Consider the following 13,102-nt stretch of genomic DNA (forward strand, 5'->3'; position numbering starts at 1 on the left):
CGGCACGACGTTCCCCGCCGAAACCCGCCCGGTCCGACATATGAAAACGCCGTCGCTGGACAGTCTATTTAGCCGGCGTCTGGCTGAATTCCGGCACGATGTGCGGGATGTCGTTGAGGCTGTATCCCAGCCCATGCGTCAGGCCATAGAAAATGCCCATCAGGATCGCGGTGGCGATGGTGGTGCGGATCACGGCGCGTAGCATGTGAGGCCCACGCGGCGCGCTCGGAACCGTGCCGAGCGTCACGTCGTGATCGTCGTCCTGCGTCCTCACGCTGAACGGCAGCACGGCGAACAGCACCACCCACCAGGTCGCGAAAAACAGGGCGGTGAACGAAACCCAGCTCATGATTGCTCCAGTTCGATCAGCGTGCCGAAGAAATCCTTCGGATGCAGGAACAGCACCGGCTTGCCGTGCGCGCCGATCTTCGGATTGCCGTCGCCCAGCACGCGGGCGCCGGCGGCCTTGAGCTGATCGCGCGCGGCCAGGATGTCGTCGACCTCATAGCAAAGGTGATGCATGCCGCCGGAGGGGTTCTTCTCCAGGAAGGCGGCGATCGGCGATCCCTCGCCCAAAGGCTCCAGAAGTTCGACCTTGGTGTTGCCGACATTGACGAACACCACCGTCACCCCGTGCTCCGGCAGTGCCTGCGGCGCCGTAACCTCCGCGCCGAGCGTGTTGCGGTAGGCCGCTACGGCAGCAGCCAGATCCGGCACGGCAAGCGCGACATGGTTCAGACGTCCGAGCATAGGTTTTCCTCAGGGCAGTATGGCAATAGGGCAGTATGGCAATAGGGGAAAAGCTGACCTGCCTCGTATCGAAATCCCTACTGCCCTACTCCCTTACTGCCCCACTCCCCTCAGCGAGTGACGAACACCGTCACCAGCGGCTTCTTGCCCCAGGCTTCGTTGGCGGCGCCGCGCACGGCGCGCCGCACTGCTTCCTGCACCAGGTCGAGGTCTTTTCGGCGCTGACGGGGGATCGAGTCCACCGCGCCGATTGCCGCATCGATCATCAGATCTTCCAGCGACTCGCCACGGCCATCGGCCTCGGCGACGCCGATGGCGACCAGATCGGGGTCGCCGGCAAGCTCATATTTGTCGTCCAGCACGACATTGACCGCCACGTGGCCGGCAAAGGACAATTTGCGCCGGTCGCGGATGCCCATCGCCTGATCGGTGCCGATCAGTCTGCCATCCTTGTAGATACGGCCGAACGGCACCTGATCCATGATGGTGGCTGGGCCGGGAGCAAGCCTGAGCATGTCGCCGTCGCGCACCTGCGCCACCTGGCCGATGCCCGATGTCGACATCAGCGAGCCCTGCGCCACCAGATGTGCCGCCTCGCCATGCACGGGAACGCCGATCTGCGGGCGCACCCATTCATACATCTTGCGCAATTCGCTGCGCCGCGGATGGCCGGAGACATGCACCAGCGCATCGCCGTCCTCGATGATCTTGACGCCGAGGTCGATGAGACGGTTCTTGATCTCGAGGATCGCCTTCTCGTTGCCGGGAATCGTACGCGAGGAAAACACCACCGTGTCGCCTGCCGTCAGCGACACCGACTTCATCTCTTCGCGCGACAGCTTGGCCAGTGCGGCCAGCGGCTCGCCCTGGCTGCCGGTGCAGATGATGACCAGGTTTTCGCGCGGGATGAAACCAAAATCCTCCTCGGCGATGAACTCCGGCAGACCGTCCATGTAGCCGAGTTCTCCGGCCACATCGATGACCCGCTTCAGCGAACGGCCAAGCACCAGGCACTGGCGTCCGGCATCGCGCGCCGCTTTGGCGATCGAGACGATACGTCCGACATTGGAGGAGAACGTGGTGACGGCGACACGGCCCTTGGCAGCCTGGATGACGCCCTTGAGGCCCTCGCCCACAGCCACTTCCGAAGGCGACTCGCCTTCGCGCAGCGCATTGGTCGAATCGCAGATCAGCGCCAGAACGCCCTTGTCGCCATAGGCGCGGAAACGCGCCTCGTCGGTCTTCGGCCCGATCGTCGGCTCCGGATCGATCTTCCAGTCACCGGTATGGATGACGGTGCCTGCCGGCGAGGTGATCGCCAGCGACATCGGCTCGGGAATCGAGTGCGCGACCGGAATGGCTTCGATCTCGAAGGGGCCGACGGTGAATTTCTCGCCCGCCCGGTAGATCGTGACCGGTATTTTCGGTGCGCCCTGCTCGCCTTGCCGCTTGGCTTCCAGCAGGCCGGCGCTGAACGGCGTCATCCAGACCGGCGCCTTCAGCTTCGGCCATGTGTCGAGCAGCGCGCCGTAATGGTCTTCATGCGCATGCGTGATGATGATGCCGCGCAGATTGGCGAGGTTCTCCTCGATGAAGCGTGTGTCGGGCAGCACCAGGTCGACGCCCGGCAGGCTGGCATCGGGGAAGGTCACTCCGACATCGATGACGATCCATTCGCGCGCGCTGGGCGGCCCGTAGCCGTAAAGAGCGAAGTTCATGCCGATCTCGCCGACGCCGCCGAGCGGCACGAAGACGAGTTCGGCGTTTTCCGCTTTCGCCATGATTTTTCCCTTCCTGGCCCTCAGGCCAAGCTCAAAAGCAATTCCGGGAAAAGTGTGTAACGGTTTTCCCACCGGAGTTGCGCAAAAACAAACAGTTAGAACCGTTCATGAACGGCCCTATGCCCTGGCCGAAGCGACCGCGCCGAAATGCACATCGCCGGCGGCGATCGTCCGAACCGAACCTTCATCGTCGCGGATCACGAAACGGCAGTCCTCGTCAATGGTCTCAAACACCCCGCGCACCACATTACCGTCAATTCTGACGGCAACCTCGCCGCCGAGCCCCGCGGCACGATCAAGCCACCGTCGCCTGACGGCGGCAAGTCCGCGCCCCTCATCCCACAATCGGGCATTCTCGCTCCAGGCATCCGACAGCGCCAGGAACAGTGTTTCCGCATCGCATGCCGCGCCCAGCGCGCGCAAGGAAGTTGCGGGATACGGCAAATCCTCAGGGTATGCCACCACATTGACGCCGATGCCGACCGCCACTCCGAAACGGCCGCCCTCGAGGATTGCCGATTCCAGCAGGATGCCGGCCAGCTTGGCGCCGGAGGCAAGCACGTCGTTCGGCCATTTCAGCTCGAAACGGTTTTTTCCTTCGCTGCCACCGTCGAGGCCAATGGCGATCCGGCCCTTCGGCACCACGGCATCGAGTGCATCGGCCAGCGCCAGTCCTGCGACGAAGCCCAATGTCGCGGCAAGGCGAAGCTCTGCCTTGGTGATGACGAGCAGCGTCGCCGCCAGGTTGCCTTCCGGGGTCGCCCAGACGCGGCCGCGCCGGCCACGCCCGCTTTCCTGCTTCTTGGAAACGACCCACAATTTGCCGGCGTCGCCTGCCCTTGCGTGGTCCAGTGCCAGCGCATTGGTGGAGCCGACGCTCTCATGCGCCTCGAGCCGGAACCCTTCCGACGCCGAGGTTGGAGCCAGCCGAAATGCCATGCCGTCTAGAAAAACGTCTTGGCGGCGGCTTCGGCATAGGTGCCGATCGGCCCACCGATCAACACGTAGAACAGCACGAAGGCGCCGGAGACGCCGAGCACGACACGCAATTCCGTCGCCATCGGCACGAAGCCGCCGACCGGTTCGTCGAACCACATGATCTTGATGATGCGCAAATAGTAATAGGCGCCCACCACCGAGGCCAGCACGCCGATGATCGCCAGCGCGTAGAGATTGGCGTTGATGGCGGCGAGGAAGACGTACCATTTCCCCCAGAAGCCGGCGAGCGGTGGAATGCCGGCGAGTGAGAACATCAGGATGGTCAGGATCGTCGCCATGACCGGATTGGTCGACGACAGGCCGGCCAGGTCGCTGATCTGCTCGACATTGCCTTCCTTGCGCCGCATGGCGAGGATGAAGGCGAAGGTGCCGAGCGTCATCACCAGATAGATCAGCATGTAGATGGCAACGCCGCGCACGCCGGCCTGGCTGTTGGCGGCAAGGCCGACCAGCGCGTAACCCATATGGCCAATCGAGGAATAGGCCATCAGGCGCTTGATGTTGGTCTGCCCGATTGCGGCGAAGGAGCCGAGTGCCATCGAGGCGATCGAGATGAAGACGATGATCTGCTGCCAGTCGGCGGCGATTGGCTTGAACGCGCCCATGGTGACGCGCACGATCAGTGCCATCGCCGCCATTTTCGGCGCCGCCGCCAGGAAGGCCGTCACCGGAGTCGGCGCGCCCTCATAGACGTCAGGCGTCCACATGTGGAACGGCACCGCGGAAATCTTGAAGGCAAGGCCGGCCAGCACGAAGACGAGGCCGAAAACGAGGCCAAGCTGGCGCTCGCCGCTGCCGAGTGCCGTGGCGATTTCCTGGAAGCCGGTGTTGCCGGTGTAGCCGTAGACCAGGCTGATGCCATAGAGCAGCATGCCCGACGACAGCGCACCGAGAACGAAATATTTGAGGCCCGCTTCGGTCGAGCGCAGATTGTCGCGGTTGATCGCGCACAGCACATAGATCGCCAGCGACTGCAGCTCGAGGCCGAGATAGAGGCCGATCATGCTGTTGGCCGAGATCATCAGCATCATGCCGAGCGTGCACAGCAGGATCAGCACCGGATATTCGAACTTGTCGAAACGCTCCGCCTTGGCGAAGCGCATCGACATCACCAGCGTCACCGCCGAGCCAACCAGTGCCAGCACCTTCATGAAGCGGCCGAAGGAATCCTGGATGAAGGCATTGCCATAAGCGCTGCCCTGCCCGGTTCGGAAGATCAGCCAGGCGCCCGCGATCGCCAGCACGGCAACCGCAAGGCCGGTTACCGTGTTGGCCGTGTTGGCGCGCGAACAGGCTCCGACCATCAGCAGCGCCAGCGCGCCGACGGCAAGGATCAGCTCTGGCGTCGAGAGCGACAGGCTGGAGAGAAGGTCCGGCGTCATGGTTCGCAAAACCTCTGGTCAGTTCGCCGCCGCGGTCTGCGCGGTGCCGATGGATGCAGTGACATTGGTGACGAGCGACTTGACCGATTGGGCCGTCGCGTCGAAGACCGGGGCGGGATAGACGCCGAAGAAGATGACCAGCACGACCAGCGGGTAGATGATCACCTTCTCGCGCGGCGACAGGTCGAGCAGTCCCTTAAGGCTCTCCTTGGTCAGTGCGCCGAAGATCACCCGGCGGTAGAGCCAGAGCGCGTAGGCGGCCGACAGGATGACGCCGGTGGCGGCGAAGAACGCCACCCATGTGTTGACCCGGAACACGCCGAGCATGGTCAGGAACTCGCCGACGAAGCCGCTGGTACCGGGCAGGCCGACATTGGCCATGGTGAAGATCAGGAACACCGTGGCGTATTTCGGCATGTTGTTGACCAGCCCGCCATAGGCCGCGATCTCACGTGTGTGCATGCGGTCGTAGATGACGCCGACGCACAGGAACAGCGCGCCGGAGACGAGGCCGTGGCTGAGCATCTGGAAGATCGCGCCCTGCACGCCTTCCTGGTTCATGGCGAAGATGCCCATGGTGACGAAGCCCATATGAGCAACCGACGAATAGGCGATCAGCTTCTTCATGTCCTCCTGCATCAGCGCCACCAGCGAGGTGTAGATGATGGCGACGACGGACAGCGCGAAGACCAGCGGCGCGAACATTTCCGACGCCAGCGGGAACATCGGCAAGGAGAAGCGCAGGAAGCCGTACCCGCCCATTTTCAACAGGATGCCGGCCAGGATGACGGAGCCCGCCGTCGGCGCCTCGACGTGCGCGTCGGGCAGCCATGTGTGCACCGGCCACATCGGCATCTTCACCGCGAAGGAGGCGAAGAAGGCAAGCCATAGCCAGGTCTGCATGTTGGCCGGGAAGTTGTGGGTCAGCAGCGTCGGGATGTCGGTTGTTCCGGACTGGAAGAACATCGCCATGATGGCGAGCAGCATCAGCACCGAACCGGCGAGCGTGTAGAGGAAGAACTTGAACGAGGCGTAGACGCGCCGCTTGCCGCCCCAGACGCCGATGATGATGAACATCGGGATCAGGCCGGCTTCGAAGAAGACGTAGAACAGCACGATGTCCAGCGCGCAGAACACGCCGATCATCAGCGTTTCGAGCAGCAGGAAGGCAATCATGTAGGCCTTGACGCGCTTCTCGATCGATTCCCACGAGGCCAGGATGCAGAGCGGCATCAGGAAGGTCGTCAGGATGACGAACAGCATCGAGATGCCGTCGACGCCCATATGGTAGGAAATGCCGGAATCGAGCCAGGCGACCTTCTCGACGAACTGGAAGCCGGACTGCGAATTGTCGAATCCGGTCCAGATGAACAGCGAGATGATGAACGTGAAAGTCGTCGTCAACAGCGCGATGGCGCGGATGTTGCGGCGTGCATTTTCGCTGTCGTCATTGATGAACAGGATAAGCAGCACACCAACCAGCGGCAGGAAGGTGACCAGCGAGAGGATTGGCCAGGCGGTCATCAGAGCATCATCCAGGTGACGAGTGCGGCAACGCCGATCAGCATGGCGAAGGCGTAGTGGTAGAGATAGCCGGTCTGCAGCTTGACGACGCGGTTGGTGACATCGACGACACGCGCCGAGATACCGTCGGGGCCGAGGCCGTCGATGACGGTGCCGTCGCCGGTCTTCCACAGGAAATGGCCAAGGCGCTTGGCGGGCCGCACGAACAGGAAGTCGTAGAGCTCGTCGAAATACCACTTGTTGAGCAGGAAGGCGTAGAGCCCGCGATGCTGCGCGGCCAGGTTGACCGGCATTTCCGGCGAGCGGATGTAGAATTTCCAGGCCAGCGCGAAGCCGATCAGCATGGCGATGAAGGGCGACAGTTCGACCCACAGCGGCAATTCGTGGATGTCGTGCAGGATGTGATTGTCAGGCAATGTGAACAGCGATGCCTTCCAGAACTCGGCATAGCCCTCGCCGATGAAGGCGTTGTGGAAGATGACGCCGGCAAACAGCGCACCCGCAGCCAGGATGAACAGCGGCACCAGCATCACCGGCGGCGATTCATGGACATGGTGCATGACCTCATGGCTCGCCCGCGGCTTGCCGTGGAAGGTCATGAAGATCAGCCGCCAGGAGTAGAAGGAGGTGAAGCAGGCGGCGATGACCAAAAGCACGAAGGCCATGCCGGCAACCGAATTGTGGCCGGCAAAGGCGCTCTCGATGATGGCGTCCTTGGAGAAGAAGCCGGCGGTGCCGATGACCGTCACCGGAATGCCGACGCCGGTCAGCGCCAGCGTGCCGATCACCATCATCCAGTAGGTGGTCGGGATCAGTTTCCTGAGGCCGCCCATATTGCGCATGTCCTGCTCGTCGGACACGGCGTGGATGACCGAGCCCGAGCCGAGGAACAGCAGCGCCTTGAAGAAGGCATGCGTGAACAGGTGGAAGATCGCCGCGCCATAGGCGCCGACGCCGAGCGCCACGAACATGTAACCGAGCTGCGAGCAGGTCGAATAGGCGATGACGCGCTTGATGTCGTTCTGGACGAGACCGACGGTGGCCGCGAAGAAGGCCGTGAAGGCACCGATGAAGGTCACGACCGTCAGCGCCGAATGCGACAGTTCGAACAGCGGCGACAACCGCGCCAGCATGAACACGCCCGCCGTCACCATGGTGGCGGCATGGATCAGGGCCGAAACCGGCGTCGGGCCTTCCATGGCGTCCGGCAGCCAGGTGTGCAGCGGCACTTGCGCCGACTTGCCCATGGCGCCCATGAACAGGAGCAGGCAGACGATCGTCATGGCCGCCTGCTTGTCCAGCGCATGGCCAAGGAAAGTCAGCACCGCGGCACCCTGCGGTGCACCTTCGGCCGGGATGAACGTCGCCGCATTGGCGAAGATGGTGCCCAGATTGACCGAGCCGAACAGCACGAACACGCCGAAGATGCCGAGCGCGAAGCCGAAATCGCCGACGCGGTTGACGACAAAGGCCTTGATTGCCGCGGCATTGGCCGACGGCTTCTTGTACCAGAAGCCGATCAGCAGATAGGACGCCAGCCCCACCCCTTCCCAGCCGAAAAACATCTGCACGAGGTTGTCCGCCGTCACCAGCATCAGCATGGCGAAGGTGAACAGCGACAGATAAGCGAAGAAGCGCGGCCGGTTCGGATCGTGGTGCATGTAGCCGATCGAATAGATGTGGACCAGCGCCGACACGGTGTTGACCACCACCAGCATGACCACCGTCAGCGTGTCGATCCGCAGCGCCCAGGACGCTTCCAGCCCACCCGACTGTATCCAGCGCAGCACGGGCACGGTGAACACCTCGCCATGGCCGAAACCGACGGTGAAGAACGCGACCCACGACAGCACGGCCGCGATCACCAGGAAACCCGAGGTGATGTATTCGGACGCCTTGGCGCCGAGCGACGTGCCGAACAGGCCGACGATCAGGAAGCCGAGCAGGGGAAGGAAGACGATGGCCTGATACATGGTGGTTCCGTCAACCCTTCATCATGTTCACGTCTTCGACCGCGATCGAGCCGCGGTTGCGGAAGAAGACGACGAGAATGGCAAGTCCGATGGCGGCTTCGGCCGCCGCGACCGTCAGCACGAACAGCGCGAACACCTGGCCGACCAGATCGCCGAGTGCTGCCGAAAAGGCGACGAAGTTGATGTTGACCGCCAGCAGGATCAGCTCGACCGACATCAGGATGACGATGACGTTCTTGCGGTTCAGGAAGATGCCGAACACGCCGAGCGTGAACAGAACAGCCGATACGGTCAGATAATGTGCGATGCCGACAACCATCTCAGAGTCCCTCGCCTGTCTTGACCTTGCGGATTTCCATGCCGGTCGCCGGTGTGCGGCCGACCTGGGCTGCGATCGACTGCCGCTTGACGCCTGGCTTGTGGCGCAGCGTCAGCACGATGGCGCCGATCATGGCGACCAGCAGCACGAGGCCCGAAATCTGGAAGTAGTAGAGGTAGTCCGTATAGAGGATGTCGCCGAGCGCGGCGGTATTGGTCCGCGTGGCAAGATCCGGAATGGGCTTGGAGACCGTCGAAGCGAGCTGCGGCGCGAAGGTGTAGCCGCCGAGAACCACGATCAGCTCCGCCGCCAGGATCAGCCCGACCAGCGCGCCGATCGGCGCATATTGCAGGGCGCCGCTCTTCAGTTCGGCGAAATCGACGTCGAGCATCATGACGACGAACAGGAACAGAACCATCACCGCGCCGACATAGACGACGAGCAGGATCATCGCCAGGAACTCGGCGCCGGTCAGCATGAACAGGCCGGCGGCGTTGAAGAAGGTCAGGATCAGGAACAGCACCGAATGCACGGGGTTGCGCGACGAAATGACCATGAACGCCGATGCCACCGCGACAAAGGCGAAGAGGTAGAAAAAGGCCGCCTCTAGTCCACTCAACATTGGGGATCCCCCGGGTTCCTGTACAAACAGGACAACCGTCCTGTTTCGATGTTTGCCGCCTCAGGCCGCAAGTTTCGTTGTGTCCTTAGACGAGGCCCCTCGCCCCGTCCATGCGTCAAATATCAGCGGTAGGGCGAGTCCAGCGAGATGTTGCGCGCCAGCTCGCGCTCCCACCGGTCGCCATTCGCCAACAGTCTGTCCTTGTCGTAGTAGAGTTCCTCGCGCGTCTCCGTCGCGAACTCGAAATTCGGCCCCTCGACGATGGCGTCGACCGGGCAGGCTTCCTGGCAGAAGCCGCAATAGATGCACTTCACCATGTCGATGTCGTAGCGCACCGTGCGGCGCGTGCCGTCATTGCGGCGCGGGCCGGCCTCGATGGTGATGGCCTGCGCGGGGCAGATCGCCTCGCACAATTTGCAGGCGATGCAGCGTTCCTCGCCGTTCGGGTAACGGCGCAACGCATGCTCGCCGCGGAAGCGCGGGCTGGTTGGCCCCTTCTCGTGCGGATAGTTGATCGTCTCCTTCGGCGCGAAGAACTGGCGCATCGACAGGAAGAAGGCGCTGACGAAATCCTGCAGCAGCAGCGATTTGGCGGCTTGGGAAAGAGCGGACATCACGCAAACCCCGTGATCTTGAGGAAGGCCGCGGTGGCGACCACCATGAACAGCGAGATCGGCAGGAACACTTTCCAGCCAAGCCGCATCAATTGGTCGTAGCGGTAGCGCGGCACGAAGGCCTTCACCATGGAGATGCCGAAGAACACGAAGCAGACTTTCAGCACGAACCAGATGACGCCCGGCACCCAGGTGAACGGCGCGAAGTCGAACGGAGGCAGCCAGCCGCCGAGGAACAGGATGGTGGCCAGCGCGCACATCAGCACGATGGCGACATACTCGCCGAGGAAGAACAAAAGGAACGGGGTCGACGAATATTCGACCATGTGGCCGGCGACCAGTTCCGATTCGGCTTCGACCAGATCGAAGGGCGGGCGGTTCGTCTCGGCCAGCGCCGAGATGAAGAAGATGATGAACATCGGGAACAGCGCCAGCCAGTTCCAGTCGAGGAAGGTGTTGGGCAGGCCAAGCCGCGTACCAATTCCATCATGCTGCGACAGCACGATATCGGTGAGGTTGAGCGAGCCGGCGGTGAGCAGAACGGTGACGATGACGAAGCCGATCGAGACTTCGTAGGACACCATCTGCGCGGCCGAGCGCAGCGCGCCGAGGAACGGATATTTCGAGTTCGACGCCCAGCCGCCCATGATCACGCCGTAGACCTCGAGCGAGGAGATGGCGAAGACATAGAGGATGCCGACATTGACGTTGGCGATCGCCCAGCCGTGGCTGACCGGGATGACCGCCCAGGCCGAGATCGCCAGCACGGCCGACACCAGCGGCGCCAGCAGAAACACGCCCTTGTTGGCGCCGGACGGGATGACCGGCTCCTTGAAGACGAACTTCAACAGATCGGCGAAAGCCTGCAGCGTGCCCCAGGGGCCGACGACGTTCGGGCCACGGCGCAATTGCACCGCCGCCCAGATCTTGCGGTCGGCGTAGAGGATGTAGGCGACGAAGATCAAAAGAACGACGATCAGCACGACTGACTTCAACAGGATCAGCAGCGCCGGCAGCACGTAGAAGGAGAAGAAAGTGTCCATGCTTATTCCGCCGCCTGCTTGAAGCCGCTCTTGGCCAGTGCCGAGCATTCCGCCATCACGGCCGATGCCCGCGCGATCGGGTTGGTCAGGTAGAAATCCTTCACCGGCGAGGTGAAGGTGCCCTTGTTCAGCCGTCCGCCGAGCTTCGCCACCTCGGCGATATCCTCGGCATTGCCGGCCGCGACCTGGTCGATACGGGCCAGATGCGGGTATTCGCCATAAAGCTTGGCGCGCAGCTGCGGCAGCGAATCGAACGGCAGTTTCTTGCCCAGCACATCCGACAGCGCCCGCAGGATCGCCCAGTCCTCGCGCGCCTCGCCCGGCGCGAAGCCGGCGCGGTTGGTCTGCTGCACACGCCCTTCGGTGTTGACATAGGTGGCCGATTTTTCCGTGTAGGCGGCCGCCGGCAGGATGACATTGGCGCGGTGCGCGCCCTGGTCGCCATGCGTGCCGATATAGACGACGAAGGCGCCGCCGGTCTTGGCCATGTCGATCTCGTCGGCGCCGAGCAGGAACAAGAGCTCCATTTCGCCCAGCATGCCGGCAACGTTTCTGCCGCCCTCGCCCGGCACGAAGCCGAGATCGAGACCGCCGACGCGCCCGGCCGCATTGTGCAGCACGGCAAAGCCGTTCCAGTCTGCGCGAGCAGCGTTGACGGCGGCCGCGAGCTTGGCCGCCTGACCGAGCACGGCCGCGCCATCGGCACGCGCCAGCGCGCCCTGTCCCACGATGATCAGCGGGTGTGTCGCCTTCTTCAGCGTCTGGAAGAACTTGCCATTGCCGTTGGCCAAATCCCCAAGCGAATCCGGCCCGGCGCCCAGCTGTTCGTAATCGTAGCGGGTATCGCCGACATCGCCGATGACGCCGACCGGCAGATTGCCGGTCCGCCAGCGCTTGCGGATGCGCGCATTGAGCACCGAGGCTTCATAACGTGGGTTGGCGCCGATGATCAGCACCGCATCGGCCTGCTCGATGCCTTCGATGGTCGGGTTGAAGATATAGCTCGCACGGCCCAGCGCCGGATCGAGTGCGGCGCCATCCTGGCGGCAATCGGTATTCTTCGAGCCGAGCGAAGCCATCAGCAGCTTGAGCGCATAGGTTTCTTCGACGGCGGCGAGATCGCCCGCGATAGCGCCGATCTTTTCGGGCGCCGTCTTCGACACCGCGTCCTTGATCGCGGCGAAGGCCTCGGCCCAGCTGGCAGCAACCAGCCTGCCGTCCTTGCGCACATAGGGGCGGTCAAGGCGCTGCGTGCGCAGGCCGTCCCAGATGAAGCGGGTCTTGTCGGAGATCCACTCCTCGTTCACCGCCTCGTTGACGCGCGGCAGGATGCGCATCACTTCGCGGCCCCGGCTATCGACGCGGATCGCCGAGCCGACCGCATCCATCACGTCGATGGATTCGGTCTTGGTCAGCTCCCACGGCCGCGCCTGGAAGGCGAATGGCTTCGAGGTCAGCGCGCCGACCGGGCAAAGGTCGATGACATTGCCCTGCAGCTCCGAGGTCATCGCCTGTTCGAGATAGGTGGTGATCTCGGCATCCTCGCCACGGCCGATCAGGCCCAGTTCGGAAATGCCGGCGACTTCGGTGGTGAAGCGGACGCAGCGCGTGCAGTGAATGCAGCGGTTCATCACCGTCTTCACCAGCGGTCCGATGTATTTGTCTTCGACCGCGCGCTTGTTCTCGTGATAGCGCGAGGAATCGACGCCGAAAGCCATCGCCTGGTCCTGCAGGTCGCATTCGCCGCCCTGGTCGCAGATCGGGCAATCCAGCGGATGGTTGATCAGCAGGAACTCCATCACGCCTTCCCTGGCCTTCTTGACCATCGGCGTGTTGGTGAAGATTTCCGGCGCCTCGCCATTCGGGCCGGGACGCAGGTCGCGCACGTTCATGGCGCAGGAAGCCTGCGGCTTGGGCGGCCCGCCCTTCACCTCGATCAGGCACATGCGGCAATTGCCGGCGATCGACAGCCGCTCATGGAAGCAGAAGCGCGGCACTTCCGCGCCAGCGTCTTCCGCCGCCTGCAGCAGCGTGTAGTGGTCGGGTACAGTGATCTCTTTCCCGTCGACCTTGAGCTTTGCCATTCGCCTCAAAC

The 13,102-nt window shown here is 63.1% G+C and carries 12 protein-coding genes; all 12 read right to left on the minus strand.

The window, feature by feature from the left end; genetic code table 11:
• Window positions 1–64: 64 nt before the first annotated feature.
• Window positions 65–349: a DUF1467 family protein gene (locus EOC83_RS15565; RefSeq protein ID WP_013531106.1), complete on the minus strand. Its 285-nt coding sequence runs from the start codon at window positions 347–349 to the stop codon at window positions 65–67.
• Entirely contained in the window at window positions 346–750 is a 405-nt protein-coding gene (gene mce, locus EOC83_RS15570) for a methylmalonyl-CoA epimerase (protein WP_063168232.1), read from the minus strand. The genes EOC83_RS15565 and mce overlap by 4 nt, the downstream gene beginning before the upstream one ends.
• A 110-nt stretch (window positions 751–860) precedes the next feature.
• Window positions 861–2,531 (minus strand): ribonuclease J, encoded by a 1,671-nt coding sequence (locus tag EOC83_RS15575; RefSeq protein WP_013531104.1) that lies wholly within the window; start codon window positions 2,529–2,531, stop codon window positions 861–863.
• Between the two features lie 117 nt (window positions 2,532–2,648).
• Complete coding sequence (locus EOC83_RS15580; protein ID WP_063168233.1) at window positions 2,649–3,470, minus strand: biotin--[acetyl-CoA-carboxylase] ligase; 822 nt, start codon at window positions 3,468–3,470, stop codon at window positions 2,649–2,651.
• Window positions 3,471–3,475: 5 nt separating this feature from the next.
• Window positions 3,476–4,912 carry an NADH-quinone oxidoreductase subunit NuoN gene (nuoN, locus tag EOC83_RS15585; protein WP_063168234.1) on the minus strand — a complete coding sequence of 479 codons (1,437 nt, stop codon included), beginning with the start codon at window positions 4,910–4,912 and terminating at the stop codon, window positions 3,476–3,478.
• Window positions 4,913–4,930: 18 nt separating this feature from the next.
• A complete protein-coding gene (locus tag EOC83_RS15590) occupies window positions 4,931–6,436 on the minus strand; it encodes an NADH-quinone oxidoreductase subunit M (protein ID WP_063168235.1) in 1,506 nt (501 codons plus the stop codon).
• Entirely contained in the window at window positions 6,436–8,409 is a 1,974-nt protein-coding gene (gene nuoL / locus EOC83_RS15595) for an NADH-quinone oxidoreductase subunit L (protein WP_063168236.1), read from the minus strand. The genes EOC83_RS15590 and nuoL overlap by 1 nt, the downstream gene beginning before the upstream one ends.
• A gap of 10 nt (window positions 8,410–8,419) precedes the next feature.
• Window positions 8,420–8,728 (minus strand): NADH-quinone oxidoreductase subunit NuoK, encoded by a 309-nt coding sequence (gene nuoK, locus EOC83_RS15600; RefSeq protein WP_010910101.1) that lies wholly within the window; start codon window positions 8,726–8,728, stop codon window positions 8,420–8,422.
• A gap of 1 nt (window position 8,729) precedes the next feature.
• Window positions 8,730–9,350, minus strand: a complete 621-nt coding sequence (locus EOC83_RS15605; protein WP_013531099.1) for an NADH-quinone oxidoreductase subunit J — start codon at window positions 9,348–9,350, stop codon at window positions 8,730–8,732.
• A 122-nt stretch (window positions 9,351–9,472) separates the two neighbouring features.
• Window positions 9,473–9,964: an NADH-quinone oxidoreductase subunit NuoI gene (gene nuoI, locus EOC83_RS15610; RefSeq protein ID WP_013531098.1), complete on the minus strand. Its 492-nt coding sequence runs from the start codon at window positions 9,962–9,964 to the stop codon at window positions 9,473–9,475.
• Window positions 9,964–11,007 carry an NADH-quinone oxidoreductase subunit NuoH gene (gene nuoH / locus EOC83_RS15615; RefSeq protein ID WP_013531097.1) on the minus strand — a complete coding sequence of 348 codons (1,044 nt, stop codon included), beginning with the start codon at window positions 11,005–11,007 and terminating at the stop codon, window positions 9,964–9,966. Before nuoH ends, nuoI begins: the two co-directional genes overlap by 1 nt.
• Before the next feature lie 2 nt (window positions 11,008–11,009).
• Entirely contained in the window at window positions 11,010–13,091 is a 2,082-nt protein-coding gene (gene nuoG, locus EOC83_RS15620; protein WP_013531096.1) for an NADH-quinone oxidoreductase subunit NuoG, read from the minus strand.
• Window positions 13,092–13,102 lie beyond the last annotated feature (11 nt).

Origin of the sequence: Mesorhizobium sp. Primo-A (assembly GCF_003997175.1) — a bacterium.
In the GTDB taxonomy this organism is placed as follows: Bacteria; Pseudomonadota; Alphaproteobacteria; order Rhizobiales; family Rhizobiaceae; genus Mesorhizobium; species Mesorhizobium ciceri.

What these genes read in the sequence shown, in the direction of transcription:
- EOC83_RS15575 (WP_013531104.1), bottom strand. Translation starts at nt 2,531, where the DNA reads ATGGCGAAAGCGGAAAACGCCGAACTCGTCTTCGTGCCGCTCGGCGGC.
- EOC83_RS15605 (WP_013531099.1), bottom strand. Translation starts at nt 9,350, where the DNA reads ATGTTGAGTGGACTAGAGGCGGCCTTTTTCTACCTCTTCGCCTTTGTC.
- EOC83_RS15580 (WP_063168233.1), bottom strand. Translation starts at nt 3,470, where the DNA reads ATGGCATTTCGGCTGGCTCCAACCTCGGCGTCGGAAGGGTTCCGGCTC.
- EOC83_RS15590 (WP_063168235.1), bottom strand. Translation starts at nt 6,436, where the DNA reads ATGACCGCCTGGCCAATCCTCTCGCTGGTCACCTTCCTGCCGCTGGTT.
- EOC83_RS15565 (WP_013531106.1), bottom strand. Translation starts at nt 349, where the DNA reads ATGAGCTGGGTTTCGTTCACCGCCCTGTTTTTCGCGACCTGGTGGGTG.
- mce (WP_063168232.1), bottom strand. Translation starts at nt 750, where the DNA reads ATGCTCGGACGTCTGAACCATGTCGCGCTTGCCGTGCCGGATCTGGCT.
- nuoL (WP_063168236.1), bottom strand. Translation starts at nt 8,409, where the DNA reads ATGTATCAGGCCATCGTCTTCCTTCCCCTGCTCGGCTTCCTGATCGTC.
- nuoG (WP_013531096.1), bottom strand. Translation starts at nt 13,091, where the DNA reads ATGGCAAAGCTCAAGGTCGACGGGAAAGAGATCACTGTACCCGACCAC.
- nuoN (WP_063168234.1), bottom strand. Translation starts at nt 4,912, where the DNA reads ATGACGCCGGACCTTCTCTCCAGCCTGTCGCTCTCGACGCCAGAGCTG.
- nuoK (WP_010910101.1), bottom strand. Translation starts at nt 8,728, where the DNA reads ATGGTTGTCGGCATCGCACATTATCTGACCGTATCGGCTGTTCTGTTC.
- nuoI (WP_013531098.1), bottom strand. Translation starts at nt 9,964, where the DNA reads ATGTCCGCTCTTTCCCAAGCCGCCAAATCGCTGCTGCTGCAGGATTTC.
- nuoH (WP_013531097.1), bottom strand. Translation starts at nt 11,007, where the DNA reads ATGGACACTTTCTTCTCCTTCTACGTGCTGCCGGCGCTGCTGATCCTG.